General features: G+C 69.1%; 28 protein-coding genes. 10 read left to right on the plus strand and 18 right to left on the minus strand.

What is annotated here, in order from left to right; all coding sequences use genetic code 11:
* Window positions 1-263: 263 nt before the first annotated feature.
* The 5 genes from AC07OH_RS31020 to rtcA are packed head-to-tail and all read left to right on the plus strand — an operon-like array spanning window position 264 to window position 3,840.
* Window positions 264-776 (plus strand): hypothetical protein, encoded by a 513-nt coding sequence (locus AC07OH_RS31020; RefSeq protein ID WP_495303245.1) that lies wholly within the window; start codon window positions 264-266, stop codon window positions 774-776.
* 17 nt (window positions 777-793) lie between these two features.
* Window positions 794-2,014, plus strand: coding sequence for an RtcB family protein (locus AC07OH_RS31025; protein ID WP_159272964.1), 1,221 nt, complete (start codon window positions 794-796; stop codon window positions 2,012-2,014).
* A 2-nt stretch (window positions 2,015-2,016) separates the two neighbouring features.
* On the plus strand, window positions 2,017-2,304 hold the full coding sequence (locus AC07OH_RS31030) for a hypothetical protein (protein ID WP_495303246.1): 288 nt from the start codon (window positions 2,017-2,019) through the stop codon (window positions 2,302-2,304).
* 59 nt (window positions 2,305-2,363) lie between these two features.
* Window positions 2,364-2,717, plus strand: a complete 354-nt coding sequence (locus AC07OH_RS31035; RefSeq protein WP_062479873.1) for a zinc-ribbon domain-containing protein — start codon at window positions 2,364-2,366, stop codon at window positions 2,715-2,717.
* A 22-nt stretch (window positions 2,718-2,739) separates the two neighbouring features.
* Window positions 2,740-3,840: an RNA 3'-terminal phosphate cyclase gene (gene rtcA / locus AC07OH_RS31040; protein WP_495303247.1), complete on the plus strand. Its 1,101-nt coding sequence runs from the start codon at window positions 2,740-2,742 to the stop codon at window positions 3,838-3,840.
* On the opposite strand, the gene AC07OH_RS31045 is transcribed toward rtcA, so the two are convergent.
* Both AC07OH_RS31045 and AC07OH_RS31050 read right to left on the minus strand, forming a co-directional pair.
* The gene (locus AC07OH_RS31045; protein WP_495303248.1) at window positions 3,841-4,200 is read right to left on the minus strand and encodes an alpha/beta hydrolase; all 360 of its coding nucleotides are present in this window, start codon (window positions 4,198-4,200) and stop codon (window positions 3,841-3,843) included. It abuts the gene before it with no gap.
* 117 nt (window positions 4,201-4,317) lie between these two features.
* Entirely contained in the window at window positions 4,318-5,976 is a 1,659-nt protein-coding gene (locus AC07OH_RS31050) for an adenylate/guanylate cyclase domain-containing protein (RefSeq protein WP_495303249.1), read from the minus strand.
* 55 nt (window positions 5,977-6,031) lie between these two features.
* Between AC07OH_RS31050 and AC07OH_RS31055 the strand changes: the two genes are divergently transcribed.
* Entirely contained in the window at window positions 6,032-6,745 is a 714-nt protein-coding gene (locus tag AC07OH_RS31055) for a Crp/Fnr family transcriptional regulator (RefSeq protein ID WP_495303250.1), read from the plus strand.
* A 10-nt stretch (window positions 6,746-6,755) separates the two neighbouring features.
* Here the strand turns inward: AC07OH_RS31055 and AC07OH_RS31060 are convergent, their stop codons facing one another.
* From AC07OH_RS31060 to AC07OH_RS31075, 4 genes are all read right to left on the minus strand, one after another.
* Window positions 6,756-7,229 (minus strand): DoxX family protein, encoded by a 474-nt coding sequence (locus AC07OH_RS31060; RefSeq protein ID WP_062479555.1) that lies wholly within the window; start codon window positions 7,227-7,229, stop codon window positions 6,756-6,758.
* A 139-nt stretch (window positions 7,230-7,368) separates the two neighbouring features.
* Window positions 7,369-8,373, minus strand: a complete 1,005-nt coding sequence (locus AC07OH_RS31065) for a tripartite tricarboxylate transporter substrate-binding protein (RefSeq protein ID WP_139699961.1) — start codon at window positions 8,371-8,373, stop codon at window positions 7,369-7,371.
* 47 nt (window positions 8,374-8,420) lie between these two features.
* Window positions 8,421-9,833 (minus strand): amidase family protein, encoded by a 1,413-nt coding sequence (locus AC07OH_RS31070; RefSeq protein WP_495303251.1) that lies wholly within the window; start codon window positions 9,831-9,833, stop codon window positions 8,421-8,423.
* A 117-nt stretch (window positions 9,834-9,950) separates the two neighbouring features.
* Window positions 9,951-10,733, minus strand: coding sequence for a FadR/GntR family transcriptional regulator (locus AC07OH_RS31075; protein ID WP_070061946.1), 783 nt, complete (start codon window positions 10,731-10,733; stop codon window positions 9,951-9,953).
* 186 nt (window positions 10,734-10,919) lie between these two features.
* On the opposite strand from AC07OH_RS31075, the gene AC07OH_RS31080 reads away from it, so the two are divergent.
* Window positions 10,920-11,678, plus strand: coding sequence for a sulfite exporter TauE/SafE family protein (locus AC07OH_RS31080; protein WP_062479543.1), 759 nt, complete (start codon window positions 10,920-10,922; stop codon window positions 11,676-11,678).
* Between the two features lie 7 nt (window positions 11,679-11,685).
* Here the strand turns inward: AC07OH_RS31080 and AC07OH_RS31085 are convergent, their stop codons facing one another.
* The 5 genes from AC07OH_RS31085 to AC07OH_RS31105 all read right to left on the minus strand — a co-directional run bounded on the left by AC07OH_RS31085 (window position 11,686) and on the right by AC07OH_RS31105 (window position 15,122).
* A complete protein-coding gene (locus AC07OH_RS31085; RefSeq protein WP_062479540.1) occupies window positions 11,686-12,048 on the minus strand; it encodes a DUF1428 domain-containing protein in 363 nt (120 codons plus the stop codon).
* A 70-nt stretch (window positions 12,049-12,118) separates the two neighbouring features.
* Entirely contained in the window at window positions 12,119-13,594 is a 1,476-nt protein-coding gene (locus AC07OH_RS31090) for a DHA2 family efflux MFS transporter permease subunit (RefSeq protein ID WP_495303252.1), read from the minus strand.
* Window positions 13,595-13,640: 46 nt separating this feature from the next.
* Window positions 13,641-14,060: a VOC family protein gene (locus tag AC07OH_RS31095; RefSeq protein WP_495303253.1), complete on the minus strand. Its 420-nt coding sequence runs from the start codon at window positions 14,058-14,060 to the stop codon at window positions 13,641-13,643.
* 47 nt (window positions 14,061-14,107) lie between these two features.
* Window positions 14,108-14,635 (minus strand): SRPBCC family protein, encoded by a 528-nt coding sequence (locus AC07OH_RS31100; protein ID WP_447746969.1) that lies wholly within the window; start codon window positions 14,633-14,635, stop codon window positions 14,108-14,110.
* 43 nt (window positions 14,636-14,678) lie between these two features.
* Window positions 14,679-15,122, minus strand: coding sequence for a VOC family protein (locus AC07OH_RS31105; protein ID WP_495303254.1), 444 nt, complete (start codon window positions 15,120-15,122; stop codon window positions 14,679-14,681).
* Window positions 15,123-15,243: 121 nt separating this feature from the next.
* Here AC07OH_RS31105 and AC07OH_RS31110 point away from each other — a divergent pair, with 121 nt between their 5' ends.
* Window positions 15,244-15,897, plus strand: coding sequence for a TetR/AcrR family transcriptional regulator (locus AC07OH_RS31110; protein WP_495303255.1), 654 nt, complete (start codon window positions 15,244-15,246; stop codon window positions 15,895-15,897).
* A 16-nt stretch (window positions 15,898-15,913) separates the two neighbouring features.
* Here AC07OH_RS31110 and AC07OH_RS31115 read toward each other — a convergent pair whose 3' ends face one another.
* Genes AC07OH_RS31115 through AC07OH_RS31140 form a run of 6 tightly spaced genes read right to left on the minus strand, consistent with a single transcriptional unit; the run spans window position 15,914 to window position 22,624 of the window.
* Window positions 15,914-16,408 (minus strand): MarR family winged helix-turn-helix transcriptional regulator, encoded by a 495-nt coding sequence (locus AC07OH_RS31115; protein WP_489057679.1) that lies wholly within the window; start codon window positions 16,406-16,408, stop codon window positions 15,914-15,916.
* A 36-nt stretch (window positions 16,409-16,444) separates the two neighbouring features.
* Window positions 16,445-18,184 (minus strand): acyl-CoA dehydrogenase family protein, encoded by a 1,740-nt coding sequence (locus AC07OH_RS31120; RefSeq protein WP_495303256.1) that lies wholly within the window; start codon window positions 18,182-18,184, stop codon window positions 16,445-16,447.
* A 5-nt stretch (window positions 18,185-18,189) separates the two neighbouring features.
* Window positions 18,190-19,182 carry a Bug family tripartite tricarboxylate transporter substrate binding protein gene (locus AC07OH_RS31125; RefSeq protein WP_495303257.1) on the minus strand — a complete coding sequence of 331 codons (993 nt, stop codon included), beginning with the start codon at window positions 19,180-19,182 and terminating at the stop codon, window positions 18,190-18,192.
* Window positions 19,183-19,216: 34 nt separating this feature from the next.
* Complete coding sequence (locus AC07OH_RS31130) at window positions 19,217-19,981, minus strand: SDR family NAD(P)-dependent oxidoreductase (protein ID WP_095746704.1); 765 nt, start codon at window positions 19,979-19,981, stop codon at window positions 19,217-19,219.
* A gap of 19 nt (window positions 19,982-20,000) precedes the next feature.
* Window positions 20,001-21,854 carry a feruloyl-CoA synthase gene (locus AC07OH_RS31135; RefSeq protein ID WP_495303258.1) on the minus strand — a complete coding sequence of 618 codons (1,854 nt, stop codon included), beginning with the start codon at window positions 21,852-21,854 and terminating at the stop codon, window positions 20,001-20,003.
* Window positions 21,851-22,624, minus strand: coding sequence for a crotonase/enoyl-CoA hydratase family protein (locus AC07OH_RS31140; RefSeq protein WP_095746702.1), 774 nt, complete (start codon window positions 22,622-22,624; stop codon window positions 21,851-21,853). The genes AC07OH_RS31135 and AC07OH_RS31140 overlap by 4 nt, the downstream gene beginning before the upstream one ends.
* 104 nt (window positions 22,625-22,728) lie before the next feature.
* Between AC07OH_RS31140 and AC07OH_RS31145 the strand changes: the two genes are divergently transcribed.
* Window positions 22,729-23,604, plus strand: coding sequence for an amidohydrolase family protein (locus tag AC07OH_RS31145; RefSeq protein ID WP_070061956.1), 876 nt, complete (start codon window positions 22,729-22,731; stop codon window positions 23,602-23,604).
* Window positions 23,605-23,607: 3 nt separating this feature from the next.
* Here the strand turns inward: AC07OH_RS31145 and AC07OH_RS31150 are convergent, their stop codons facing one another.
* On the minus strand, window positions 23,608-24,504 hold the full coding sequence (locus tag AC07OH_RS31150; protein ID WP_495303259.1) for a MurR/RpiR family transcriptional regulator: 897 nt from the start codon (window positions 24,502-24,504) through the stop codon (window positions 23,608-23,610).
* A 118-nt stretch (window positions 24,505-24,622) separates the two neighbouring features.
* On the opposite strand from AC07OH_RS31150, the gene AC07OH_RS31155 reads away from it, so the two are divergent.
* The gene (locus tag AC07OH_RS31155) at window positions 24,623-25,624 is read left to right on the plus strand and encodes a Bug family tripartite tricarboxylate transporter substrate binding protein (RefSeq protein ID WP_495303260.1); all 1,002 of its coding nucleotides are present in this window, start codon (window positions 24,623-24,625) and stop codon (window positions 25,622-25,624) included.
* The last annotated feature ends 6 nt before the right edge of the window (window positions 25,625-25,630 follow it).

Raw genomic sequence — 25,630 nt, forward strand, 5'->3', positions numbered from 1 at the left:
CAGGCACAGAAGGGAGCGCCACTGCCAAAAATGTTTGAAATTGCCGGCAGCCTGGGTAAGACCAGGTACGGCGGGCAAGTCGGTTGACGAGCAAGGTTGAGGATGCAGGTGCTGGCTCCGATGACGGGTCTGTCACTGGCGCGCGTTTCCAATCGTCGACTGGGCCATCGGACTCAAACACCATGGTCGCCGTATTGATGCGGGTTCGAATCCCGCCGTGTCCACCAGTCATGTGAACGAAGTTACTGAGAAGAAAGAAGATCATGTCGGATGAAGAGCGGACCCAGGAGCGGATCGGCTACGTGCTGAGCGGTACTGGCTGGGCCACGTTGAGCTTTCGCGCAGACGCTGGGCCTCTGGCTTTCGCGGTGTCGTACTTGCACGACTCGCTGGGAGACCTGGCTCGCATGGGGCTCGAGATGGCAAAGGGCGCGAACAGTGCCACGGCTGTCTTCATGGATGAGCCTGGCGAAGTTCTCTTCGTGGTGACGGGCGATGAAGACGATTTGAGCTTCGAGTTGCGCCGCTATCGCGATTGGGCGAGCTGGGGACTCGTTGCCACGGACGACTACGAGGTTGTGGACCGCGGGACCATTCGGCGGGTGGACCTGGTCCGAAACATCCACGTGGTTCTGGAGCGCATGTATGTGGATCTGGGGCTCGAGAAGTACCGCGAACGCTGGGTACAGCATGACTTTCCGCTCCGGGCGTATGAGGGACTCATTGCCGAATTCAGGAAGCGGCCACGGATCGAAATTGAACAGACAAACAAATAGACAGAGAGAGAAGAAAAATGACGAACTACAAACTGCATGAAGTCGCCAACGGCGTCCCGGTGAAGATGTGGACGAACGGCGTGCCCGTGGAAGACGAAGCGCAGAAGCAGCTCGAGAACGCCGCGCGCCTGCCCATCGTGTTCAAGCACATCGCGGCCATGCCCGACGTGCACTACGGTATCGGCGCGACCGTGGGCTCGGTGATCCCGACCTTCAAGGCCATCATCCCCGCCGCCGTCGGCGTGGACATCGGCTGCGGAATGATGGCCTGCAAGACCACGCTCAACGCACGCGACCTGCCCGACAACCTGGGCCCGCTGCGCTCGGCGATCGAGAAGGCCGTGCCGCACGGAAGCAACCCCAAGCGCATGGGCCGCGACAAGGGTTCGTGGGAAACGCCGCCCGATGAAACCGATGCGGCGTGGGCCAAGCTGGTGGACGAGTTCGAGCTGATCTGCGAGGACCACCCGCGCATCAAGAACACGAACAACCACAAGCACCTGGGAACGCTGGGTACCGGCAACCACTTCATCGAGGTGTGCCTGGACGAAGCGGGCGCCGTGTGGTTCATGCTGCACTCGGGTTCGCGTGGCGTGGGCAATGCCATCGGTACGCACTTCATCGAACTCGCGAAGAAGGACGCGCAGCTGCACCAGCGCAACCTGCCCGATCAGGACCTGGCGTACTTCGAGGAAGGCGCCCGGTACTTCGGCGACTACGTGCGTGCGGTGGGCTGGGCCCAGAAGTTCGCACGGGCGAACCGCGAAGTGATGATGCAGCGCGTGGTCGCGGCCGCGCGCAAGGTCATCACCAAGCCCTTCGAGGCGCACGTGGAAGCGGTGAACTGCCACCACAACTACGTGAGCCGCGAGACGCACTTCGGGCAGGACGTGCTCGTGACCCGCAAGGGCGCGGTGAGCGCGAAGCTCGGCGAGCTGGGGATCATCCCCGGCAGCATGGGCGCCAAGAGCTACATCGTGCGCGGCAAGGGCAACCCCGAGAGCTTCATGAGCTGCAGCCACGGCGCAGGTCGAAAGATGAGCCGGACGAAGGCCAAGAAGCTCTTCACCGTCGCCGACCAGATCGCCGCGACCGAAGGCGTCGAATGCCGCAAGGACGCCGACGTGATCGACGAGATCCCGATGGCCTACAAGGACATCGACGCGGTGATGGAGGCGCAGAAGGACCTGGTGGAGGTGGTTTACACGCTCAAGCAGGTGGTGTGCGTGAAGGGTTGACCGTGGGCATCGAGTACCGCGTCAAGGTCGCATTGCCGTCGCGCGAAGTCGCGCAAGGCATCTGCAGGAAGGCAGGCATCGGCGGCCATCTGAACGTCGAGGGCGAGCGCGCGGATTTCTATCCGGCGCCGCCTTCGACGCCTTCGGAATGGGCACAGGCCATGGTCAGCATCGAGTCGGATGGCTTTGTGGTCTGCCTGCTTGCGAACACCGACTTTGCGCGACAGGTGTTGGGCAGCATCGTTCAACTCGCTGCGGGCGAAGGTATCGTGACAGTGGAAGAGCTATAGGAGGGGATCGGAAGACCGACCTGCCTTCGTAGCGACGTATTGCGGAGGTTCAAAGAAAAATGAAAAGCAACAAACAACGCCGCGCCGAAATCAAGGCGCACCGCCTCGAACGCGCCGCGCGTGCCGTGGCACTGCAGCAGCGCCAGGCCGATGCACGGCTGCTGCGCGCCGAAGGCATGGTCGCTGCCGACACGGCCTTGCTGGCCGCGCACAACAACACCTACGGCCCGCTGCCCACCTTCTACGTCGACAAGGCGTTCACCTGCCGCGATTGCGGCGCGCAAGAGGTGTGGACGGCCAAGCAGCAGAAGTGGTGGTACGAGGTGGCGCTCGGCAGCATCCACAGCACGGCGGTGCGCTGTCGCGCATGCCGGCTCGGAACGCCTCGAACAAGAACAACGACAAACGACTGAACAAGAAAGAAAGACTTTCCCGATGACGGAAGCACAAGAAGAACAACGAGCCCTCGATGCCGTCGAACTCGACGGCTCCCAAGGCGAAGGCGGCGGCCAGATCCTGCGCACCGGCCTTGCGCTGTCGATGGTCACGGGCCGGCCGCTGGCCATCGCGAAGATCCGCGCGGGCCGGGCCAAGCCGGGCCTGATGCGCCAGCACCTGGCGTGCGTGCACGCGGCGGCGCAGATCAGCGGCGCGCAGGTCGACGGCGCCGAGCTGGGCTCGCAGTCGCTGCGCTTCGTGCCGGGGCCGGTGCGCGCGGGCGACTACCGTTTTGCGATCGCCGGTGCGGGCAGCTGCATGCTGGTGCTGCAGACGGTGCTGCCGCCGCTGCTGCTGCAACCCGCGGGCCAGGTGAGCCGGCTGCGGCTGAGCGGTGGCACGCACAACCCGATGGCGCCGCCGTTCCACTTCCTGGAGCGTGCGTTCGCGCCGCTGGTGCGTCGCCTCGGCGGCGACCTGGAGCTCGTGCTGCGCCGCTGCGGCTTCTATCCGGCCGGCGGCGGCGAGGTGGACGCGACGATCGTGCCGGCAGCGGAAGGCGCGCGGCTGCAGGCCTTCGACCTGCTGTCGCGCGGCCATCTGCTGACGGGCCATGCGGAGTGCCTGGCGCCCGGCCTGCCGCGCCATGTGGCGGCGCGCGAGCTCGAAACGGTGGGGGCGGCGATGGGCTGGTCGGCGCAGGCCGAGCAATTGCGCACGGTGCCGACGCGCCAGAACGAAGGTCCGGGCAATGCGCTGCTGGTGACGCTGGCCTACGCGCACCTCACCGAGGTGTTCACGGCCTTCGGCGAGAAGACGCTGAGCGCGGAGCAGGTGGCGCACGGCCTCGTGAAGGAGGTGCGTGCCTTCCAGAAGCACGAGGACGCGGCCGTGGGGCCGCACCTGGCCGATCAGCTGGCGCTGCTGCTGGCGCTGGCGGTGTTCCGGCAACCGGGGCAGTCGGGCGCGTTCACCTGCAGCGAAGTGACGCCGCACACGCGCACGAACTGCGCGGTGATCGAGCGCTTCCTGCCGGTGCGCTTCACGATCACCGAAGCTGCAGGCCCGCGCGCGGCGCGGGTGCAGGTGGCGTCGTGATTACAGGCCGGCCTGGCGCGTGAAGCTCACGGCCGGCTTCTTGTAGGCAGAGGGCACTTCGTCGCGGTAGAAGGCGCGGCGGTCCAGGCTTTGCAGCGGGTTGTGGGCAGCAGCCACGGCCTGGTCGCGCACGGCCTGGCGGTCGAGCGTGGAGGTCACGGCGACGGTGCCTTCGGCGGCAGCGTCGGAGTATTCGTTGCCGTTGCGCGCGGCGGCGATGGCTTCGGTGCGCACGTCGGCACGGCTGGCGGCCGAGGTGATGGCGTGCACGCCTTCATACGTTTCGGCGTGGGCCGCGCCCACGGTGCCCAGCAGGGCGAAGGCGGCGGCAGAAATGGCGAGGAGTCGCTTGCTGTTCATGATGAGATTTCCCTTGAGTCTGTGGGCGGCGGACAGTCGTCGTTGCCACAAGCTGCAGTGTGAAACCGCATCACGGAAGGCGCTGTGCGTTTGCGCACCGAATCCGGCAGGTGGTGCTCAGGCCGCTTTCCCGGCGCGTGAATACATCACGGCCAGCGGCTCGGAGCGCCCGCGCACGTTCAGCGTGTCGACCGGGCCCAGCGTTGCTTCGGCGCCGGCCTGTTGCGCCGCGAACTGCGAGACCACGAGCCGCGCTGAAGCAGTCTTCGAATGGTCCTGCAGGCGGCTCGCGGTGTTCACCACTTCGCCGATGGCGGTGAAGGTGGTGGTCTCGAGGTAGCCCACCTCGCCGACGGCCGCGCGCCCGGCGTGCAGGCCCATGCCGAAATCCAGGTGCTGGCCGAACTGAGCCTGGAAGTCGACGTTCCATGCGTCCATGCGCTCGCCGATGAGTTGGGTGGCGCGCAGGGCCTGTCGGCAGGCGGTGGGCAGGTCGCTCTCGAGGCCGAAGATGGCCATCACGCTGTCGCCGATGAACTGGTTGGGCACGCCGCCGCTCTCGCGCACGGCAGCGCCCACGATGGCGAAGTAGCGGTCGAGCACGTAGGCCAAGTCGAAGGGCCACTGCCGCTCCGAGAGGCCCGACCAGCGTCGCAGGTCGACGAACAGGATGGCCACGTCGCGCTCGTGCCCGAAGCGGCCGACCGGCGCGGGCCGGCCTTCGCGTGGCAGCGGCGCGAACAGCGGCGTCACCTCGATGCTGCCGCGCGGGCGCAGCTGGCAGGCCAGCCGCACGTCGTGCGGGGCGCGCACGCGTTCGAGCGTGCGCTGCTCGTCACGGCCCGGCGTGCCGATGTGTTCGGGCGCACCGCCCACGCGCACACGGCAGGTGGAGCAGCGCGCGCGCCCGCCGCAGATCGACACGTGCGCGATGCCGTGCGAGCGGCTGGCTTCGAGCACGCTCCAGCCGGGCGGCACGTGCACGGTGCGGTCGGGGTAGCGCAGCGCGACGGTGGCGCCGCGCGCGCGCCGGGCCAGGCGGCTGCGCGCCGCGTAGGCCGCGAGCAGGGCCAGCAGCGCCAAGGCGTAGTAGAGCTTGATGTTGGTTTCGGCGGTGTTGAGCGCGCGGCCCTGTTCGGGCGTCGGCAGCACGACGGGCGGCACGCCGGTCCACTGGAACTCGCGCCCCATCGAGACGAAGCCCATCGCGGCGGTCACCGGCAGCAGCACGGCCACGGCGAGCAGCGGGGCGAACAGGCGCCGGTAGAGCGGGCGCACGCGCAGCGCGAAATGCAGGCCGAGGCAGCCGTGGGCCCAGGCGGCGAGCATCATGCCCAGTTGCGCGCCCGCGCCGGCCAGGTCCCACAGGCCCCAGACCACGCGCACGTACGAACCCTCGATGCCGTAGGCCAGCCAGGCGCCGCGCATGGCGGTGAGGTGGGTGGCCAGCAGCAGCGGCAGCGCAAAGCCCAGCAGCACGCGCAGGGCTTCGAGCGGCGGCATGCGCAGGGTGCGGCGCTCCCACAGGGCGGCCACGGCGAGCGCGAGGTGGGTGAGGGCGGCGCCGTACAGCAGCAGCGTGCCGGGCAGGCTGTGCCAGAACTTCTGCACGCCGCGCAGCACGGTCTCGGCCGCGGTGAAGGAGACGATGCCCAGCGAATGGTTCAGCAGGTGCGCCGTGATGTAGGCCATCAGCACCAGCCCGCTCGCCCAGCGGAGGTTGCGCCGTGTCGGCGTTCTCAGCAAAAAAGGGGAAGGAGGGGAACGTCTGTCCATGAACGGGTTCGAAGCGGCACCCGAGCATAATGCGCGCGCCTCGATGACCACCGGCATGGCCCTACCCGAACCCACCCCCCGCTCCAGCCTCGCGCTGCGCCGCATCGCGCTGCTCGAAGGCCTCTCCGACGACCGCTTCGACCATCTGGCGCGCCAGTGCCTGTGGCACAGCGTGGCGGCCGGCAAGCCGCTGATGCTGCGCGCCGACCTGCAGGGCGAGGTGTTCCTGCTGGTGTCGGGCCGCGTGCGCGTGACGACCTACGCGGCCAACGGCCGGCAGGTGACCTTCCGCGATTCGGAGGCCGGCGCGCATTTCGGCGACATCGCCGCTTTGGATGGCGGGCCGCGTTCGGCCGACGTGGTCACGCTCGAACCCTGCGTGGTCGCCAGCCTGGACCGCGCGGCCTTCCTGGCGCTGCTGCGCGAGGAGCCGCTGGTGGCCGAGCGCGTGATGCAGCGGCTGGCCGCGCTGGTGCGGCAGCTGTCGGAGCGGGTGATCGACCTGAGCACGCTGGGCGTGCAGAACCGCCTGCATGCCGAGCTGCTGCGCCTGGCGCGCGAGGCGGGCATCGACGGCAACGAGGCCCGGCTGGAGCCCGCGCCCAAGCACGCGGCGCTGGCCAGCCAGATCAGCACCAACCGCGAGCAGGTGACCCGCGAACTCAACACGCTGGTGCGCGGCGGCGTGCTGCGCAAGGACGGCAAGGCGCTGGTGGTGGCCGATGCCGAGCGCCTGGCGCTGATGGTCTCGCAGGTGCGCGGCGACTGACCCGGTCCGCTCAGTTCCAGCGGCCGTTCGGGCCGGCCACGCTGTAGCGGCCCGCGCCCATCAGGGCCACGCTCAGCGCGCCGAACAGGTACAGGCCCTGCAGCTCCAGCGCCCAGCCGCCCTGCTTGGTCAGCGCGAACAGGTCGGCCATGTGCACGAGGCCGAAGGCGAAGAGCATGTTGATCACCACCACGGCGGCCGCGGCGCGCGTCCACAGGCCCGCGATCATCAGGAGCGGTGCGACGATCTCGCCCACGAACACGAGGTAGGCCAGCCCGCCGGGCAGGCCGGCCTTGGCCAGCATGCCGCTGATGAAGCCGACGCCGGCCGAGAGCTTGAAGATGCCGTGCAGCAGCATCAGCACGCCGACCGACACGCGCAGCACCAGCTTGCCGGCGTCGTCGCGGGCAGCGGGCGTGGCAAGGAACGACGAAGAGGAAGACGCCGAAGCGGCGGAGGCGATCGGGGCAGCCTGGGTGTTCATGGCGAATCCTTGAGTGGAAGAAAAAAGGAAGAAGGCCGCCGCGGACTGCGGCGGTTGCCATGCCAGTGTGAGAGCCCCGCCGCCGCCGGTCGGTGCGTTTACGCACACTTTTCGGCGGTTGGGTGGCTGCTGCCGGGCGTCAGTCGCCCTTGTAGCCCGAGGCCTTGATCACCGGCAGCCAGCGCGCGGCCAGCGCGTCGGTGTAGCGCACCACCTCTTCGGTCGAGGCGCCGGGCAGCAGGTCGTAGCCCACGCGGCCGAGCTTTTCGCGCACGTCGGGCAGGGCCAGCACCTTGCGCACGGCCCGGTTCCACTGCGCCAGCGTGGCGGGCGCGGTGTTGGCGTGGGCGTACAGCACGTAGCGCGACGAGGCCACCAGCGTCGGGTAGCCCGACTCGGCGAAGGTCGGCACGTCGGGCAGGCCGTCGGCGCGCTTGTCGCCGGCCACGGCCAGCACGCGCAGCTTGCCCGCGCGGTGGTACTCGGTGAGGGTGGTGGTGGCGTCCATGCCCGAGGCCACCTGGCCGCCGATCAGCTCGGTGACCATGGCCGCGCCGCCGCGGTAGGGCACCAGGGTGGCGCCGCTGCGCGACAGGGCCACGAAGTCCATGGCCAGGAAGTGCAGCAGCGAGCCCACGGTGGTGATGCCGATCGAGCCCTGGTCGGGGTTCGCCTTGGCGGCCTGGACGAACTGGGCCAACGTCTTCACCGGCGAGGCGGCGCTCACGGCCAGACCGAACTGGATGCCGCTCACGTCGGTCACGGGCTTGAAGTCGGTGGCCGGGTTGAAGCGCATGTTGGCGTAGATGGCGGGGCCGATGAACATCGGGTCGACCGGCGCCAGCAGCATGGTGGTGCCGTCGGCGGGGCTGTTCTTCAGCACCTCGGCCGCCAGCCGCGTGCCGGCGCCGGGGCGGTTGTCGACCATGACCGGGCGGCCGAGTTCGTCCTTGAGCTTTTCGGACAGCAGCCGGCCCATGAAGTCGGCCGGGCCGCCGGCCGGGAAGGGCACGATCAGGCGGTTGACCGCCGGCTGCGCGTTCGCGCCATACGGCAGCAGGCCGCCCAGGCCCGTGGCCGCTGCCGCGCGGATGAGGCCGCGCCGCGAGAGCGCAGCGCCGGTGGGGAAAGTGAAGGGGGTCATCGAAAGTCTCCGGGTGGTTGGAATAAGTAGGGGAACCGAAAGAAAGCTCAGGGCTGCGCGACCAGCGGCGTGAAGCGGGCCGCGTCCTCGATCGCCTGGCCGGCCTCCAGCAGCAGGTCTTCGCGGAAGCGCCAGGCCAGCAGCTGCACGCCCATGGGCGCGCTGCCGGCCATGCCGGTGGGCACCGCGAGGCCGGGCATGCCCAGCGCGGCGGTTGCGAGCAGCGGGCTCTGGGCGTCGATGAGGGCGCGGGCGCGCTCCAGGCTGGCGACGTCTTCGTCCTGCGGACAGGGGCGCTGCCACGACACGGGCATCAGCACCAGCGGATGGGTCTGCATGAACACCGACCAGCTGCGCAGCAGCGCCTGGCGTCGCGCGAGCGCATCGAGGAAGCCGTCGCGGTCGGTCTCGGCCATGCCTTCGAGCAGGTAGCGCTGGCTGCGCCGCATGAGGTCGTCGCCGTGCTGCTCGACGCCCGCGATGATGTTGCGGCGGGTGTCGTCCACGATCAGCGTGCGCCACAGGGCGGCGGCTTCGCCGAAGCAGGGCAGCTCGGCTTCGTCGACCGCGTAGCCCGCCTGCTGCAGCCAGTGCGCGGCATCGTCCAGCGCCTGCGTGACGGCCGGGTCGACCGGAATGCCCGGCGCGCGCTTGAACAGCGCCACGCGGATCGGGCCGGCGGGGCGCGGCAGCTCGTGCGGCACCGGCACCCAGTTCGGGTCGCGCGCATCGGGGCGTGCCATGGCCTCGTAGCCCAGGCGCAGGTCGGCGATGCTGCGCGCCAGCGGCCCCTGCACCGACATGAGCTGCGGCGTGATGCCGCGCTCGCTGGTCGCGCTCGGGTTGAAGGCCGGCACGCGGCCGGCCGTGGGGCGCAGGCCGGCCACGCCGCAGGCGTACGCGGGGTAGCGGATCGAGCCGCCGATGTCGTTGCCGTGCGCCAGCGCGCCCATGCCGCTGGCCACCGCCGAGGCCGCGCCGCCGCTGGAACCGCCGGGGGTGATGGCCGCGTCCCACGGGTTCAGCGTGCGGCCGTGCACGCCGTTGTCGGTGAACCAGCGCGAGGAGTAGGTCGCGGTGTTGCTGCGCCCCACGATGACGGCGCCCGCGCTGCGCCAGTGCGCCACCACCGGTGCGTCTTCGCGGGCGATGTGGTCCTTCAGCGGGATCACGCCGTTGGTGGTGGCGTGGCCGGCCTGGTCGACGTTGACCTTGATGCTCACCGGCACGCCGTGCAGCGGGCCCAGCGGCTCGCCGCGCAGGGTGCGCGCGTCGGCGGCGTCGGCGCTGGCCAGGGCTTCGTCGCCCAGCACCTCGGCCAGGGCATTGAGGCGCGGGTTGAGCTCGGCGATGCGCGCGAGCACGCTGGTCGTCACTTCGCGGCAGGACAGCTCGCGGCGGCGCACGGCGTCGGCGAGGTCGGTGGCGCTGCGCTGCCAGAGGGCGGGGGATGCAGTCATGGGTGGTCTCAGGGAAAGTTCAGGCAAAGGAAATCCCGCACCCCGGCGCGACCGGGGTGAAGGCAAGAGAGAGCAGGAGAAGAGGGCGGCGGCGGATCAGCGCGCGCCGCGCGGGCGTCAGCCGGTCGGTTTCTTCATGAGCAGGCTGCCGCGGTCGACGCGGGATTCGGCCTCCAGGGCCAGGGCTTCGGCGTGTTCCATGTGCACGCGCATGACCTCGCGCGCACGCGCGGGGTCGCGGGCGCGCAGCGCGTCGAGCAGTTCGGTGTGGCTGTCGACGATCTCCTCGTCGAACTGGTCGAACTCCGTGAGCGCGTTGCGCACGATGATCACGCGGCGGATCACGTCGTTGAGCAGGCGGCACACCAGCGCCAGGAAGGGGCTGCTGCAGGCCTCGGCCAGGCGGTCATGGAACAGCAGGTCGGCCTCGCGGCGCTCGTTCCAGTCGGCGCTGCCGCCGTGCGCCGGGTGGCTGTGGCCGATGAGCGCTTCCAGCGCGGCCAGGTCGGCCTCGGTGAGGCGCGTGGCCACGTTGGCGGCCAGCTCGGGCTCGACCACGCGCCGCAGCGCGTACAGCATCGTGATGTCGACCGGCTGGAAGTACAGGAAATTCGACACCGCCTGTAGGCACTGCTCGTACGAGGCCTGCGTGAGCGTGGCACCGCCGTTCGGGCCGGTGCTGATCGCGACCAGCCCCTGCACCTGCAGCGCGGCCAGCGCCTCGCGCACCGTGCCGCGCGACACGCCGAGCTGTTCGATCAGCTCTTTCTCCTGCGGCAGCTTGTTGCCGACCTGCTGCTGGGTCTGCACGACCCAGCGCTTGATGTTGTCGACCACCTGGTCGGAACGCTTCACGCGCTTGTCGCGCGTGAGCGAAGGCTTGGGTTGGGAAGGGGGCATCTGCGTTTCGGGTATTTATGATCATAAATATCATAAATCTCGAAAACGCTGTCAAGCGGGTTGTCCCGCGAGGCGTTGCCGGGGCGTGGTCGGGGCGGGCCGTCGGCAGGCAACCGGGCTTCCTGCTACGCTCCCGGACGGCCCGCCTGCCCCTGGCGGGCTTTTTTCTGCGCTGCTGGTTTCCCCATGGTTTTTCCCCTCATCACCGACCCGTCGTTCTACGCGGTCGCCGTCCCCGCCGTGCTGCTGCTCGGCATCAGCAAGAGCGGCTTCGGCGCCGGATTCGGGTCGCTGGCCGTGCCGATGATGGCGCTGGCCGTCACCGTGCCGCAGGCGGCGGCGATCCTGATGCCGCTGCTGCTGCTCATGGATCTGCTCGGCCTGGCCGCGTTCCGGCGCGACTTCGACCGCTCGCTGCTCAAGTTTCTGATTCCGTTCGGGCTGGTCGGGACGGTGATCGGCACGCTGCTGTTTCGCGTGCTGTCGGCCCACACGGTGGCGGGCATCGTGGGCGTGTTCACGCTGGTGTTCCTGGCGCAACGCCTGCTGTTTCCGCCCAAGCCCAACGACCCGCTGCCGTCGCGCGCGGTGGGCGCGGTGCTGACGACCGTGTCGGGCTTCACCAGCTTCATCGCGCATGCGGGCGGGCCGCCGATCAATGCCTACGTGATCCCGTTGAAGCTCAAGCCGGTGGTGTTCACGGCGACGATGGCCTACTTCTTCTTCGTGGTGAATCTCAGCAAGTGGATTCCCTACGCGTGGCTCGGCCTGCTGGACTTTCGCACGCTGGCCACCTCGCTCGTGCTGATGCCGATCGCACCGCTGGGCGTGTGGATCGGCATCCGCATCGCACGCCGCATCGATGCGACGTGGTTCTATCGCTTCGTCTATCTGGGCATGCTGCTCACTGGCCTCAAGCTCGTCTACGACGGCTTCCTGGCCTGAGAAAGCATCAAAGTTCCACGATCGACTTGAAGCCGCCGAAGATCATGCGTTTGCCGTCGAACGGCAGGTTCTTCATGTCCATCATGGCCTCCAGGCGCGGGTCGGCCATGACCTTCTTGTTGATCGTGTCGCGGTGCTTGCGCGACTTGTAGGTGATCCACGAGAAGGCCACGGTCTCGTCGGCCTTGAGCTTCACGCTCTGGGGGAACGAGGTGAGCTTGCCGGGCTTCACGTCGTCGGCGATGCACTCCACGTACTCGAGCGCGCCGTACTCCATCCAGACCTTGCCGGCCTTGCGCGCCAGCTTGCGGTAGGCCTCGACGTTCTTGGTGGGAATGGCGACGATGAATCCGTCTACATAACGAGCCATGTCTGTTCTCCTGAATAGGGGATAGAAACGTTGAAAAAGAAAAAGCGGGGGCTGCATGGCGCCGTCGCGTTCACGGCGACGCTGTCTTGCCCGCCGCGCCCGGGGCCGACGCTGCTTCGTTGTTGTTGTGGGTGTGTCCCGGCGAGGCCGGGCGAAGCAGCAGGACCCCGATCAGACCCGCCGCCGCCGCGAACACGGCGCCGACCAGGAATGCCAGGTTGTAGCCACCGGTGAGCGCCAGCGGCATCTGCGCGCCCGCGGTGGCCATGGCGGTGGTGCGTGCCGCCGCGGCGCTGGCCAGCACGGCCAGGCCCAGGGCGCCGCCCATCATGAAGGCGGTGTTGACCACGCCCGAGGCCAGGCCCGAGTCGGCCGGGTCGACCTCGCTCATGGCCGCCAGCAGCACCGGGTTGAAGGCCATGCCCGCGCCCAGGCCCAGCAGCACCATGCCGGGCAGCACGTCGAGCACGAAGCTGCCGTTGACCGGCGCGCGCGCGAACAGCGCCAGCCCGAGCGCCGCGAGCCACAGCCCCGCCGCCAGCGGCTTGCGGATGCCGAAGCGCATCACGATCTTTGCGGAGAGGCCGAGCGAGAACACCGCCATGATCACGTTGGCCGGCAGGAAGGCCAGCCCGATCTGCATCGGCGTGTACTGCAGCACCAGCTGCATGTACAGCGCCGAGATGAAGAACCACGCGAACATGGCCGCGGCCCACAGCACGCCCACCACGTTGGCCACCGACACGCTGCGCAGTTTGAACAAACCCAGCGGCATCAGCGGATGCTGCACGCGTGCCTCGATGGCGATGAAGACGGCCAGCAGCACCACGGCCGCGCCGAGCAGGCCCATCGTCTGCGTGGAGCCCCAGCCCGCCTCGTTGCCGTTGACCACGCCGTACACCGCGAGCATCAGCGACGAGGTGACGGTGATGGCGCCGGCCACGTCGAGCTTCTCGCCATGCGCATGGCCGCGTGCATTGGGCAGCAGCGCCACGCACAGCGCATACACCGCGATGCCGATCGGCAGGTTGACCAGGAAGATCCAGTGCCAGCTCAGCGTGCTCGTGAGCAGCCCGCCCAGCAGCACGCCGATGCTGCCGCCGCCCGCACACACGAAGCCGTACACGCCCATCGCCTTGGCGCGGTCGGCCGGCTCGGTGAACAGGTTCATGATGAGCGAGAGCGCCACCGCCGACACCACCGCGCCGCCCAGGCCCTGCACCGCGCGCGCCGCCACCAGCAGGCCCTGCGAGGTCGAGACCCCGCAGGCCAGCGAGGCCAGCGTGAACAGCACCAGGCCCACGAGGAACACGCGGCGGTGGCCGTACAGGTCGCCCAGCCGACCGCCCAGCAGCAGGAAGCCGCCGAAGGTCAGCATGTAGGCGTTCACCACCCAGACCAGGGACGTCTCGGAAAAACCGAGGTCGGTGCGGATCGAAGGCAACGCCACGTTCACGATCGTGGTGTCCAGCACGATCATCAGCACGCCCAGGCACAGCACCATCAGGGCGAGCCAGCGCTTTCGGTTGTCGAGGGTTTCGGTCATGGAAGGGGAGCTCCTGCAGACAGGACGATGAGGAAGAAGAAAAAGGTCAGACCAGCGGCTTGCCGCCGTTGATCAGCCATGGCGTGCCGAAGCGGTCGGTCACCATGCCGAAGGCTTCGACCCAGAAGGTCTTCTCGAACGGCATGCCGATCGAGCCGCCGTCGGCGAAGGCGTCGAAGATGCGCCGCGCCTCGGCCACGGTGTCGAGCGTGAGCGCTACGCCGAAGCCCTTCATGCCGTCGAAGGGCTGGCCGGGCATGGTGTCGGAGGCCATGAGGATGCCGTCGCCGTAGACCAGCGACGCATGCATGATCCGCTTCTTGGCGTCGGCCGGCATCTGCTCGGTGCCGGGCGCTTCGCCGACGGTCATCATCATCTGCATGGTGCCGCGCAGCGTCTTCTCGTAAAAGCGCATGGCCTCGGCGGCGGTGCCGTCGAACGTGAGGTAAGCGTTGATGGGGGACATGAGAGTTCCTTGAATGAGTGAGGTGAGTCGATGGAGGAAAGAGGCGTTTATTTCTCGGTGGCGCTCTTCAGATTGGCCAGGCCCGCCTCGAAGTCCTTGCCGATCATCTGGTCCATGTCGAAGAAGATGCCCATGAGCTTGGCCATGTAGGGGCTCGGGCCGTACATCGCCCAGGTGACCTGCGTGGCGCCGCCCTGCGGCTGCAGCGTGAACTCGGCGGTGTTGTGGCCTTCGAAGGGTTTCACGAAATCGAGCTTGATCGCAACCTTCGACGCCGGTTGCGACTCGGTGATTTCCATCGTGCCCGCGCCCGCCTTGCTGTTGCCTTCCCAGGCGTAGGTGGCGCCCTTGCCGCTGGCGGCGCCGCCGTAGCTGCGCTTCATGGCCGGGTCGAGCTTTTCGTAGGGCGACCACGCGCCCCAGCGGTGGAAGTCGTCGATCAGCGGAAAGATTTTTTCGGCCGGTGCCTCGATGCGCGTGGTGCGCTCGACGCGGAAGCTGTCGGGCCGCGTGGCGCCGTAGATGAGCAGTGCGGCAATCAGCGCGAGCACGGCGAGGACGATGGTCTTGAGCATGATGAAAAACGTGTGAGAAGAGTGAAGAGCAAGCCCTCGCGCATCACGCGGCGGGCGGGGCCACCACCAGCAGCCAGCCCACGCCGAAGCGGTCGCCGAGCATGCCGAAGCTGGAGGTGAAGAAGGTCGGCATCAGCGGCTGGATCACCTGGCCGCCGTCGGCCAGCGCGTCGAACCACTTGCGGGCGTCGGCGTCGCTGTTCGCGGTGAGCGACAGCATGATTCCCTTGAACTCCGCGTGGCCCGAGCAGCTGCCGTCGGACAGCATGAGTTCGGTGTCGCCGATGCGCAAGACCGAATGCATCACTTTGTCAGGGCTGGGCATGCCGCCGGCGCAACCGGCGTCGGGGTTGCCTTCGGGGCCGCCGCTGGCCGGCGCCTCGCTGTAGCGCATCAGCTGCACGACTTCGGCGCCGAGCGCCTGCTTGTAGAAGGCAATCGCTTCGTCGCAACGACCTTCGAAGGACAGGTAAGACTGGACTTTCATGGCGTTTCCTTTCGGTTGGTTCACGGGCACAGCGGGTCTGCGCGAAAACAATGGGATTACTTTGTGTACACCGTCCACAAAGAATAGCAGAGATAATGGACAGTGTCCACATGGAGAAGTGATGAAGCTCAACAACGTGCCCGAAAGCCTGCCGCCCGCACGCAGCACCTACCGCCATGGCGATCTGCGCCGTGCGCTGCTGGATGCGGGCATCGAACTGGCACGGGACGGGGGCCCCGATGCGGTGGTGTTGCGTGAGGCCACGCGCCGCGCGGGCGTGGTGCCGAATGCGGCCTACCGCCACTTCGCCAGCCGGCACGACCTGCTGCTGGCGGTGCGCGCCGCGGCGCTGTCGGAGGCCGCCAAGGCGATGGAGGGCGAGCTCGCCGTGCTGCCCTGCGACCAGCCGCCCGCGGACTTCGCGCGCGCCCAGGTGCGCGCCATCGGCACCGCCTATTTGCGTTTTGCGCAGGCGCAGCCGGGGCTGTTTCGCACGGCCTTCGTGGTGTCGGAAGAGGCGCAGGGCGATGTCGGTGCCGACGGCGCGGGCGCCAGCGGGCTCGACCCGTTCCAGCTGCTGGGCGCGGCCATCGATCGGCTGGTGGATGCGGGCGTGCTCGACCCGGCGCGGCGCCCCGATGCCGAATACCTCGCGTGGTCGGCGGTGCACGGGCTGGCGCTGCTCATCATCGACGGCCCGCTGCGCGGCGTCGACGCCACGGCCACGCATGCGCTCGGACAGCGCCTGATCGACATGGTGGAACGCGGGCTGTGATCGCCGCGTTCAAAGGTCAGAGATAGATCTTCTGCAGCAGCTTGATGAGCGTCTCGCGCTCGCGCGTGCTCAGGCGGCTGCTGGCTTCGGTTTCCAGTTGCACCACGGCCTGCTCGGCCTCGCGGATCAGCGTCTCGCCGGTCGGCGTGAGGTGCAGGCCGACGGCGCGGCCGTCGTAAGGATGCGGGCGGCGCTCGATGAGGCCGCGGCCGTCGAGCGTGGCCACCAGGCTCACGAGGTTGGGCGGCAGGATGTCCAGCGTGTTGCACAGCTGCCGCGAGGTGGCGCCCGGGTTGTGCGCCAGCAGCGAGAGCACCGAGAAGTCGATCTGCTTGAGGCCGTAGGGCGCCATGCGGTCGGCGAACACGGTGCTCACGATCAGCCAGGCGCGCCGGGCGTTGTAGCCGACCAGCCCTTCGAGCACGCGGGCGTCGAGCCGGTCCGACCGGGGAGACGGCGCGGCGGCGGTGTCGGTCTTGGCGGACGTTTTTTTCGCGGGAGAAGGAGGCATGCAGCGAGCGTAACCGCGCGTTGCTTTCTCGAACAACTAGCGCGAAGCCTCTTGTGCGGAATGCGCCAGTGCGACACCCTCACAAGCCCGCTTGACGATGCCCAGGCGCATCTCGAACTCGGGCAGCACCCAGCGCCGGAAGGCCGCCGCGGCGCGAAGGCGATCCGTATCGGCGGGCGCAGCCACCTCGATGCGGGCCCAGGCCCACGCCATCAGCGTGAGCGCGGTCACGCGCAGGAAGTCGTCCGCCACCTCGTACGGCAGCACGGGGTTGGCGTGCGCCGCCATCGCCACCGTGGTGCCCAGGTAGCGCAGCTGCGCCAGCCGGCGCTGCACGTCGGCATCGGCCTCGCGCGAGGCGTCGAGCGTGTCGCGCAACTCGAGCAGCACGGCCGACAGCGCCGCGCCGCCGTCGGGCAGCACCTTGCGCACCAGCAGGTCGATCGCCTGGATCTCGTTGGTGCCCTCGTAGATCATGGTCACGCGCGCGTCGCGCACCACCTGCTCGACGCCCCATTCGCGCACGTAGCCGTGGCCGCCGAACACCTGCAGGCAGTCGCTCGCGCCATGGAAGGCCTGCTGCGTGCAGGCGGCCTTGAGCACCGGCGTGACGAGCGAGCACCAGCGCTGCGCTCGCTCGCGGGCCTTGGGGTCGCTGTCGTGCGTGGCAACGTCGAGCATCAGCGCGCTGCGGTAGGCCAGTGCGCGCGAGCCGTCGATCCAGGCGCGTTGCGTGTCGAGGATGCGGCGCACGGCCGGGTGCTCGGCGATCAGGTCGGCCGCCTCGCTGCCGCGGCTGGCGGGCGCGGCGCCGGGTGCGCGCATCTGGCGGCGCTCGGCGGCGTAGGCGTCGGCCTTCTGCCAGGCGGCGTCGAGCAGGCCGATGCCCTGCAGCGCCACGTGCAGGCGCGCCGCGTTCATCATCACGAACATCGCAGCCAGCCCGCGACCGGGCTCGCCGACCAGCCAGCCGGTGGCGTCGTCGAAACGCATCGTGCAGGTCGGGCTGCCGTGCAGGCCCATCTTTTCTTCGATGCGCTCGCAGTGCACCGCGTTGCGCGCACCGTCGGGCAGCCGCTTCGGCACCAGCGCCAGCGACAGGCCCTTGGGCCCCGCCGGTGCGTCGGGCAAACGGCACAGCACGAGGTGCACGATGTTCGGCGTGAGGTCGTGCTCGCCGCCCGAAATGAAGATCTTGCTGCCGTTCACGCGCACGCTGCCGTCGGCCTGCGCCGTGGCGCGCGTGCGCACCTGGCCAAGGTCGCTGCCGGCATGCGCTTCGGTGAGGCACATGGTCGCGAGCCATTCGCCGGTCGCGATCTTCTGCAGATAGCGGCCCTTCAATTCGTCGCTGCCGTGATGCTTGAGGCAGGCGTACGCGCCGTGCAGCAGCCCCGGCGCCATGGTGAAGCCGTGGTTCGCGGCGCTGAGCCATTCGTAGAGGATGGCTTCCAGCACCGCGGGCAGGCCCTGGCCACCGTCTTCGGTGGCGGCCGACAGGCCAGGCCAGCCGCCGTCCACCAAGGCCTGGTAGGCCGCGCGAAAGCCCGGGGGTGTGACGACCTCGCCGCCGTCGAAGCGGCAACCCACCTCGTCGCCCTCGCGGTTCAGCGGCGCGATCACCTCGCCGACGAAGCGTGCGGCTTCTTCGAGCACCTGCGACTGCAGCGGCTCGTCGACCTCCGCGAAGGGCGCGAGGGCACGCAGGCGCGTGGGCGCATCGAGCACCGCGTTCAACAGGAAGCGGACGTCTTCGGGGCGAGGCTGGTAGTGCATGGGGTTCAGGACTCGGCGGTGAAGCCGATCTTCTTGACCAGCGGGCCCCAGCGTTCGTACTCGGACTGCAGCGACTTCTTCATCTCTTCGGGCGAGGAGCCGTGCGCGATCAGGCCCACCGACAGCAGGCCGTCGGCCACGGCCCTGTCCTTCAGCGCGGCCTGGATCGCGGTGCTCGCGACGGCGATGGTCGCGGCGGGCGTCTTGGCCGGTGCGAAGAAACCGAACCACTCGTCGGCCACGATCTCGGGGAAGCCCTGCTCGGTGAAGGTGGGCACGTCGGGCAGGTAGGCGGGGCGCTGCGCGCCCGAGGTGGCGAGCACGCGCAGCTTGCCGGCCTTGGCGAAGGGCAGGCAGTCGCCGGCGGGCGTCAGGCACGAGGCGATCTGGCCGCCCACCACGTCGTTGATGCCGGGCAGCGAGCCGCGGTAGGGCACGTGGCGCAGGTCGGTGCCGGTGCTCAGGCCCAGCAGCGCGCCCAGGAAGTGCGGCGTGGAGCCCGCGCCCGGCGAGCCGTAGCTGGCCTGGCCGGGGTTGGCCTTGGCCCAGGCGATGTAGTCCTTCAGCGTCTTCACGCTGGCCGGCACCATCGGGCCGACGGCCAGGCCGTGCGTCATGACGGCGCCGATGGAAATGGGCGCGAAGTCGGGGATGGCGTAGCTGAGCTTGGTGTAGATGTGCGGGTAGATCGACAGCGCCGAGGCCTGCGCGAGGCACAGCACCGCGCCGTCGGCCGGCGAGGTCTTGAGCGTGTCGAGCGCGATGCGCCCGCCCGCGCCGGGCTTGTTCTCGACCACCGGGTTGGTGGCGGTGAAGGGCGTGTTGCCCAGCTTGTCGGCCACGCGGCGGGCCACGCTGTCGCCCGCGCTGCCGGCCGGGAAGCCGTAGTAGATCTTCACCTGCTGCTGCACCGCCTGGGCGAGTGCGGCAAGGGGATGCAATGCGGCGAGCGCGGCGGTGCCGCCGAGCGCCGCCGTGAATTGGCGTCGGGTGGTCATGGTATTGTCTCCTGGTTGTCTGCGGGGGCGGGAATCAGCGCGGCGCCATTCGGAGGGCGCCGTCGAGGCGAATCACTTCGCCATTGAGGTGGCCGTTGGTGACGATGTGGCAGGCCAGCTCGGCGAACTCCGACGGCTTGCCCAGGCGCGGCGGGAATGGGATCGACGCGGCCAGCGAGTGCTGCACCGGCTCGGGCAGCTCCAGCAGCAGCGGCGTGGCGAAGAGGCCGGGCGCCACGGTGCACACGCGGATGGCGTGCTGCGCGAGGTCGCGCGCCATCGGCAGGGTCATGCCGACGAGGCCGCCCTTCGAGGCGCTGTAGGCCTGCTGGCCCACCTGGCCGTCGAAGGCCGCGACCGAGGCGGTGAAGAGCATCACGCCCTTCTCGCCGTTGTCGAGCGCGTCGAGCTTCGCGCAGCGCGCCGCGAACAGGCGTGCCATGTTGTAGCCGCCGATGAGGTTGATGTTGACCACGCGCACGAAGTCTTCGAGCGGCGCCGGGTTGCCGTCCTTGCCGACGATGCGCTTGGCGCTGCCGATGCCGGCGACGTTCATCAAAATGCGCGCGGGGCCGTGTGCGGCAGCGGCCTTGTCGAGCGCGGCGTTCACGCTGTCGGTGTCGGTGATGTCGCAGACGCAGGCGACGCCGCCGATCTCAGCGGCCACTTTCTCTGCGAGTGCGGCGTTGCGGTCGAGCACCGCGACCTTGGCGCCCAGGCGTGCGAGTTCGCGCGCGGTGGCTTCGCCGAGGCCCGAGGCGCCGCCGGTGACGAGTGCGGCTTGTCCTTCGATCTTCATGGGTTGTCTCCTGATTGGGTTAGCGGGGCTTGAGCGTGAAAGGCAGCGTGTCGGCGTGCAGCGCGTCGGCCAGTGCGGCGCGGTGCTTGAGCACGGCGCGCTGGTTGATGGAGCCCTTGTCGGTCACTTCGCCCTTGTCGATCGAGGGCGGCTCGGCCATCAGGTGCAGCCGCGCGATGCGGTTGGCGCTGCCGGTGGCGCCGGCCGCGAGCGTGTCCACCACCTGCTGGAAGTGCGCCTGCACGGGCGCGCTCTCGAGCACCTGCTGCAGCGGGGCGTCGGCAGGCAGCTCGGCGAGCTGGCGCACCTTCTGCGTCGGGAAGATCAGCGCGCCGACCTCCTTCAGGTTGATGCCCGTGAGCACCGCGTCCTGCACATAGGGTGAGCCGGCCGCGATGATCTTCGCGCGCAGCGGGCCCACGCTCACGAAGGTGCCGGTGGCGAGCTTGAAGTCTTCGGCGATGCGGCCGTCGAAGCGCAGGCCGCGATGGATGTCGCCGTCGTCGATCCACTTCACCGCGTCGCCGGTGGAGAAGAAGCCTTCGTCGTCGAAGGCCTCGGCGGTGGCCTCGGGCGCGCGCCAGTAGCCGGGCGTGATGTTGGGGCCGCGGTAGCGCACCTCGGTCTTGCCGTCGACTTCGATCAGCTTGAGCTCGATGCCGGCGGCCGGCAGGCCCACGTCGCCCGACTTCACGTCGGGGCCGGTCACGTACAGCGCGAAGGGGCCCGACTCGGTCATGCCCAGGCCGGTGCCCATCACGATGCGCTCGCCGACTTCCGATTCCTGCGTGCGGTGCAGGCTGTCCCACACGGGCTGCGCAAGCGCCGCGCCCGAGTAGAAGAACATCTTCACGCGCGACAGCAGGTTGCGGCGCAGCACGGCGTCGCTTTCCATCGCGTTGGCAATCGCTTCGAAGCCGGTGGGCACGTTGAAGTAGATGGTGGGTGCGACTTCGCGCAGGTTGCGCAGCGTCTCGGCCATGCCGGCGGGCGTGGGCTTGCCGTCGTCGATGAACAGCGTGCCGCCGTTGTCCAGCACGATGCCCACGTTGTGGTTGCCGCCGAAGGTGTGGTTCCAGGGCAGCCAGTCGACCAGCACCGGCGGCTCGTCGCCCAGCGCGGGAATCGACTGGCGCAGCTGCTGCTGGTTGGCGCACCACATGCGGTGCGTGTTGATCACCGCCTTGGGCATCTTGGTCGAGCCCGAGGTGAAGAGGAACTTGGTGATGGTGTCGGGGCCGGTGGCCTGCATCGCCGCGTCGATGGCGGGCGTGGCCGGCGTGGCGGCGAGCACGTCGAAGCGCGTGGTGGCGCGGCCTTCGAGCGTGCCTTCGGCGAGCACGACCTCGGTGCCGGCGAGCACGGTGGCCGCGATGGCCTTGGCGAAGCGCGCGGCGTCGGCGGCGAACACCAGGCCGGGCGTGAGCGTGTCGATGACGTGACGCAGCTTGTCGTAGTCCTGGCTCACGATCGCATAGGGCGGCGACACGGGGCAGTAGGGCACGCCGGCGTAGAGGCAGCCCAGCGCGAGCAGCGCGTGCTCGATGCCGTTTTCGCTCAGGATCACGACCGGGCGTTCGGCGTTCAGGCCGCGATCGAGCAGGGCCTGTCCGATACCGCGCGCTTCTTCCAGCGCCTGCGCATAGCTCACGCGCAGCCAGTCGCCGGTGCGGCCGTCGGGCAGGCGCTCGCGGCGTGCGATGAAGGTGCGATCGGGCGCCACCTGCGCCCAGTGCGCGAGCCGGTCGGTCATGCGCTCGCGGTAGGCCTGCAGCGGCGTCTCGGCCGTGAGGTAGCGCGTGCCCGGCGCGCCGTCGCGCAGCACCGCGCGCGTCACGCCGAAGGCCAGCGGGCGGTAGCGCACGGCGGTCATCCCTTGCTCACCTTGGCGCCACGGCCTTCGAGGAAGTCGCGCACGCGTTCCTTCGCTTCGGGCGCGGCCTGGACGATGCCCGACATCAGCGCTTCGGTGAAGAAGCCGTGGTCGGCCGATTGCTCGGAGATGCGCGGCAGCGCGTGCATCAGCGCGTAGTTGGTGAGCGGCGCGTTGGTGGCGATGCGCTTGGCGAGCTCCAGGGCCTTGTCGAAGGCGGTGCCTTCGTCGACCAGGTACTGCGCGAAGTTGGCGCGCTCGCCGTCTTCGGCGTTGTAGACGCGGCCGGTCATCATCATGTCGGTCATGCGGGCCACGCCGATCAGCTTGGGAATGCGCACCGAGCCGCCACCGCCCACGAAGATGCCGCGCGAGCCTTCGGGCAGCGCGTAGAAGGTGGAGCGGTCGGCCACGCGGATGTGGCAGGCGCTGGCCAGCTCGAGCCCGCCGCCGACCACCGCGCCGTGCAGCGCCGCCACCACCGGCACCGGGCCGTGCTGGATCAGGTCGAGCGCGCTGTGCCACAGGCGCGAGTGCTGCATGCCCTGGCCGGCGTCGCGCTCCTTGAGCTCGCTCAGGTCCAGGCCGGCGCAGAAATGCGGGCCCTCGCCGTCGAGCACGGCTGCGCGCACGGTGGCGGGCAGCGTCTCGAAGGTGTCGCGCAGCGCGAGGATCAGGCCGTCGGACAGCGCGTTGCGCTTGGCGCCGCGCGTGAGACGAACGATGGCGACGTCGTCGCGGATGTCGAGGTGGAGGTCTGGATTGGTCATGATGGTGTGCGGGGTTGCGTTGGATTATGGTTATGAGAAATAATCAATTCAAGGCATTGGAGCCTCCCGAAACCTAGGGACTTACCCGAACCGGAGACAACGACATGGACCCACGGAACCTGATCGCGATCGACATCCACACCCACGCCGAAGTGAGCTGCTGGAACCCTTTCGACAACTACGGCGAGGAATACGACCGCGCGGCCGACAAGTTCTTCGGCTCGAACCGCCGCCCCACCATCGCCGAGAGCGTGGCGTACTACCGTGAAAGGAAGATCGGGCTGGTGATGTTCATGGTCGACGCCGAGTCGAACATGGGCCGCCGGCGCATCCCGAACGAGGAGATCGCCGAGGCGGCGGCACAGAACAGCGACATCATGATTGCCTTCGGCAGCGTCGATCCGCACAAGGGAAAGATGGGCGCGCGCGAGGCGCGCCGGCTCATCGAGGAGCACGGCGTGAAGGGCTTCAAGTTCCACCCCACCGTGCAGGGCTACCACCCCTACGACCGCATGGCCTGGCCGATCTACGAGGTGATCGCCGAGTACAAGCTGCCGGCCATCTTCCACACCGGGCACAGCGGCATCGGCTCGGGCATGCGCTGCGGCGGCGGCCTGCGGCTGGAGTACAGCAACCCGATGCACCTGGACGACGTGGCCATCGACTTCCCCGACATGCAGATCGTCATGGCCCACCCCAGCTTCCCCTGGCAGGACGAGGCGCTGAGCGTGGCCACGCACAAGCCCAACGTGTGGATCGACCTGTCGGGCTGGAGCCCCAAGTACTTTCCGAAGCAGCTGGTGCAGTACGCCAACACGCTGCTGAAAGACCGCGTGCTGTTTGGCAGCGACTACCCGCTGATCACGCCCGACCGCTGGATGAAGGACTTCGAGGCCGCCGGCTTCAAGCCCGAGGTGATGCCCGGCATCCTCAAGGACAACGCGGTGCGCCTGCTGGGGCTCGGCACCCCGGCGGCCTGAGGCTCAGGCGGCGCGCGGCGCCGCCTCGTTCCAGTGCGGCTCCCACAGCGCCGCGCCGCGTTCGAACACGGCGGCCAGCTCCTTCTTGCGCCGCTGCGCCACCGCGGTGATCAAGGCATTGCAGACCGACAGCGCCGCCGTGTACGAATCGAAGGGCGAGGCGCTGGAGGTGCGCACCAGCAGCAGGTGATCGGCCGAGGCCGCCGCGGGCGCGGTGGGGCTGTCGGTGACCATGACGACCTTCGCGCCCTTCTCGCGGAAGTAGGCCGCCGTGCGCGCGATCGCGAGCGAGTGGCGGCGGAAGGTGAGCGTGAGCAGCAGGTCGTTGTCGTCGATGCGCAGCAACTGGTCTTCCAGCGGCAGCGCGCCCGCACCGCCCAGCAGGCGCACGTCGGGCAGGCACAGGTTCAGGTTCAGCGCGAGGTGGCTGGCCAGCGGCAGGCCGTTGCGCTGGCCGAGCACGTGCACGCGCACCTTGCGCTGCGTGAGCAGCTTCACCGCCGCCTCGAACGCGTCCACGTCGAGCGCCGCGAAGGTGGCGGCCAGGTTGTGCTGGTCGTGCAGCAGCGCGTTGTCCAGGCAGCTGCGCACGGAGGTGTCGTCGCCGATGACCGCGTCGGCGCGCGTGGCGGGCGAGGCCAGCAGGGCAGTGACTTCGGCGCGCGCCTCCATCTGCGCCTGCGCGTAGCTCTCGTAGCCCAGCTTGGCGAGCAGCCGCACCACGGTCGAGGCGCTGGTGCCCACCTTTCTTGCAAGGCTCGTTGCAGATTCGAGCAGCCCCTGCGGATGGTGCGCCTGCAATTCCTCGATGAGGCGTCGCTCGCTTTTCGTGAGCTTCTTGCCGTAACCCGAGATGCGCTGGTTCAGGCTGGGGGCGGCGGGGGTGTCTGCGTGCGGCATCGGAGAAACCTCATGTTTGCAACGAGTATTGCAAAAATAGGGCCTCCTTGCAAAAATGAATGCACAAATCCGGGCTGAGCCTCTGCCCGCCCGCCTTCCCTTGCAGAAAGACCTTGCCATGCGTTCCACCACCCCCGCCGTGCCCGCCCTGCGTCGGCGCGAGATCCTCGGCGCCGGCCTGACGGCGGCGCTGCTGCCCCTGACCGCGCGCGCCCAGGCCTTTCCGGCCCGCCCGGTCACGCTGGTGGTGCCGTTCCCGGCCGGCGGCTCGGTCGACCTGATCGCGCGGCTGTACGCCGAGCCGCTGTCGAAGGCGCTGGGCACGCCGGTGGTCATCGACAACCGCGCCGGCGCCGGCGGCTCCATCGCCAGCGCTCAGGTGGCGCGCGCCAAGCCCGACGGCTACACGCTCGTGGTGTCATCGCAGAGCTCGCACCTGGCCAACCCGCTGACGCAGGCCAACCCGGGTTACGACCCGATCAAGGATTTCCTGTCGATCAGCCAGCTCGCGCGCTCCATCAACGTGCTGCTGGTGAACCCGGCCGTGCCCGCCAAGACCTTCAAGGAGTTCGTGGCGCTGGTGAAGTCGCGCCCGGGCGAGCTCAACTTCTGCAGCGCCGGGCCGGGCAGCATGGGCCAGCTCAACGTGGAGCTGATGAAGTCGCAGCTGCAGCTCAATGCCACGCACGTGCCCTACCGCGGCGGCGGCCCGCTGGTGACCGCGCTGATCTCCAACGAAGTGCAGTTCGGCCTGGACAACCTCGCGCCCTTCCTGCCGCACATCCAGGCCGGCAAGCTGCGCGCGCTGGCCGTGGCCTCGCCCACGCGCGTCGCGGCGCTGCCCGACGTGCCGACCTTCACCGAACTGGGCTATCCGGTGCTGAACACCACCTCGTGGATCGGCCTGGCCGCGCCCGCGAAGACGCCGCCCGAGGTCATCGCCGCGTTGCACAAGGCCGTGCGCACGGTGGCCGAACAGCCGACGATGGTCGAGGCGCTGCTGGCACGCGGCTCGCTCGCGCCCGAGGCGCAGTCGCCCGCGCAGTTCACGGCCATGATGTCGGAGCGGCTCGCGCTGTACGGCGAGATGGTCAAGCGCGCCGGCATCCGCGGCGAGTGAGCGGGC

The sequence above is a fragment of the Variovorax sp. GW821-FHT10C12 genome (assembly GCF_059415405.1).

What these genes read in the sequence shown, in the direction of transcription:
- AC07OH_RS31020 (WP_495303245.1), top strand. Translation starts at nt 264, where the DNA reads ATGTCGGATGAAGAGCGGACCCAGGAGCGGATCGGCTACGTGCTGAGC.
- AC07OH_RS31025 (WP_159272964.1), top strand. Translation starts at nt 794, where the DNA reads ATGACGAACTACAAACTGCATGAAGTCGCCAACGGCGTCCCGGTGAAG.
- AC07OH_RS31035 (WP_062479873.1), top strand. Translation starts at nt 2,364, where the DNA reads ATGAAAAGCAACAAACAACGCCGCGCCGAAATCAAGGCGCACCGCCTC.
- rtcA (WP_495303247.1), top strand. Translation starts at nt 2,740, where the DNA reads ATGACGGAAGCACAAGAAGAACAACGAGCCCTCGATGCCGTCGAACTC.
- AC07OH_RS31045 (WP_495303248.1), bottom strand. Translation starts at nt 4,200, where the DNA reads ATGAACAGCAAGCGACTCCTCGCCATTTCTGCCGCCGCCTTCGCCCTG.
- AC07OH_RS31050 (WP_495303249.1), bottom strand. Translation starts at nt 5,976, where the DNA reads ATGGACAGACGTTCCCCTCCTTCCCCTTTTTTGCTGAGAACGCCGACA.
- AC07OH_RS31055 (WP_495303250.1), top strand. Translation starts at nt 6,032, where the DNA reads ATGGCCCTACCCGAACCCACCCCCCGCTCCAGCCTCGCGCTGCGCCGC.
- AC07OH_RS31060 (WP_062479555.1), bottom strand. Translation starts at nt 7,229, where the DNA reads ATGAACACCCAGGCTGCCCCGATCGCCTCCGCCGCTTCGGCGTCTTCC.
- AC07OH_RS31065 (WP_139699961.1), bottom strand. Translation starts at nt 8,373, where the DNA reads ATGACCCCCTTCACTTTCCCCACCGGCGCTGCGCTCTCGCGGCGCGGC.
- AC07OH_RS31070 (WP_495303251.1), bottom strand. Translation starts at nt 9,833, where the DNA reads ATGACTGCATCCCCCGCCCTCTGGCAGCGCAGCGCCACCGACCTCGCC.
- AC07OH_RS31075 (WP_070061946.1), bottom strand. Translation starts at nt 10,733, where the DNA reads ATGCCCCCTTCCCAACCCAAGCCTTCGCTCACGCGCGACAAGCGCGTG.
- AC07OH_RS31080 (WP_062479543.1), top strand. Translation starts at nt 10,920, where the DNA reads ATGGTTTTTCCCCTCATCACCGACCCGTCGTTCTACGCGGTCGCCGTC.
- AC07OH_RS31085 (WP_062479540.1), bottom strand. Translation starts at nt 12,048, where the DNA reads ATGGCTCGTTATGTAGACGGATTCATCGTCGCCATTCCCACCAAGAAC.
- AC07OH_RS31090 (WP_495303252.1), bottom strand. Translation starts at nt 13,594, where the DNA reads ATGACCGAAACCCTCGACAACCGAAAGCGCTGGCTCGCCCTGATGGTG.
- AC07OH_RS31095 (WP_495303253.1), bottom strand. Translation starts at nt 14,060, where the DNA reads ATGTCCCCCATCAACGCTTACCTCACGTTCGACGGCACCGCCGCCGAG.
- AC07OH_RS31100 (WP_447746969.1), bottom strand. Translation starts at nt 14,635, where the DNA reads ATGCTCAAGACCATCGTCCTCGCCGTGCTCGCGCTGATTGCCGCACTG.
- AC07OH_RS31105 (WP_495303254.1), bottom strand. Translation starts at nt 15,122, where the DNA reads ATGAAAGTCCAGTCTTACCTGTCCTTCGAAGGTCGTTGCGACGAAGCG.
- AC07OH_RS31110 (WP_495303255.1), top strand. Translation starts at nt 15,244, where the DNA reads ATGAAGCTCAACAACGTGCCCGAAAGCCTGCCGCCCGCACGCAGCACC.
- AC07OH_RS31115 (WP_489057679.1), bottom strand. Translation starts at nt 16,408, where the DNA reads ATGCCTCCTTCTCCCGCGAAAAAAACGTCCGCCAAGACCGACACCGCC.
- AC07OH_RS31120 (WP_495303256.1), bottom strand. Translation starts at nt 18,184, where the DNA reads ATGCACTACCAGCCTCGCCCCGAAGACGTCCGCTTCCTGTTGAACGCG.
- AC07OH_RS31125 (WP_495303257.1), bottom strand. Translation starts at nt 19,182, where the DNA reads ATGACCACCCGACGCCAATTCACGGCGGCGCTCGGCGGCACCGCCGCG.
- AC07OH_RS31130 (WP_095746704.1), bottom strand. Translation starts at nt 19,981, where the DNA reads ATGAAGATCGAAGGACAAGCCGCACTCGTCACCGGCGGCGCCTCGGGC.
- AC07OH_RS31135 (WP_495303258.1), bottom strand. Translation starts at nt 21,854, where the DNA reads ATGACCGCCGTGCGCTACCGCCCGCTGGCCTTCGGCGTGACGCGCGCG.
- AC07OH_RS31140 (WP_095746702.1), bottom strand. Translation starts at nt 22,624, where the DNA reads ATGACCAATCCAGACCTCCACCTCGACATCCGCGACGACGTCGCCATC.
- AC07OH_RS31145 (WP_070061956.1), top strand. Translation starts at nt 22,729, where the DNA reads ATGGACCCACGGAACCTGATCGCGATCGACATCCACACCCACGCCGAA.
- AC07OH_RS31150 (WP_495303259.1), bottom strand. Translation starts at nt 24,504, where the DNA reads ATGCCGCACGCAGACACCCCCGCCGCCCCCAGCCTGAACCAGCGCATC.
- AC07OH_RS31155 (WP_495303260.1), top strand. Translation starts at nt 24,623, where the DNA reads ATGCGTTCCACCACCCCCGCCGTGCCCGCCCTGCGTCGGCGCGAGATC.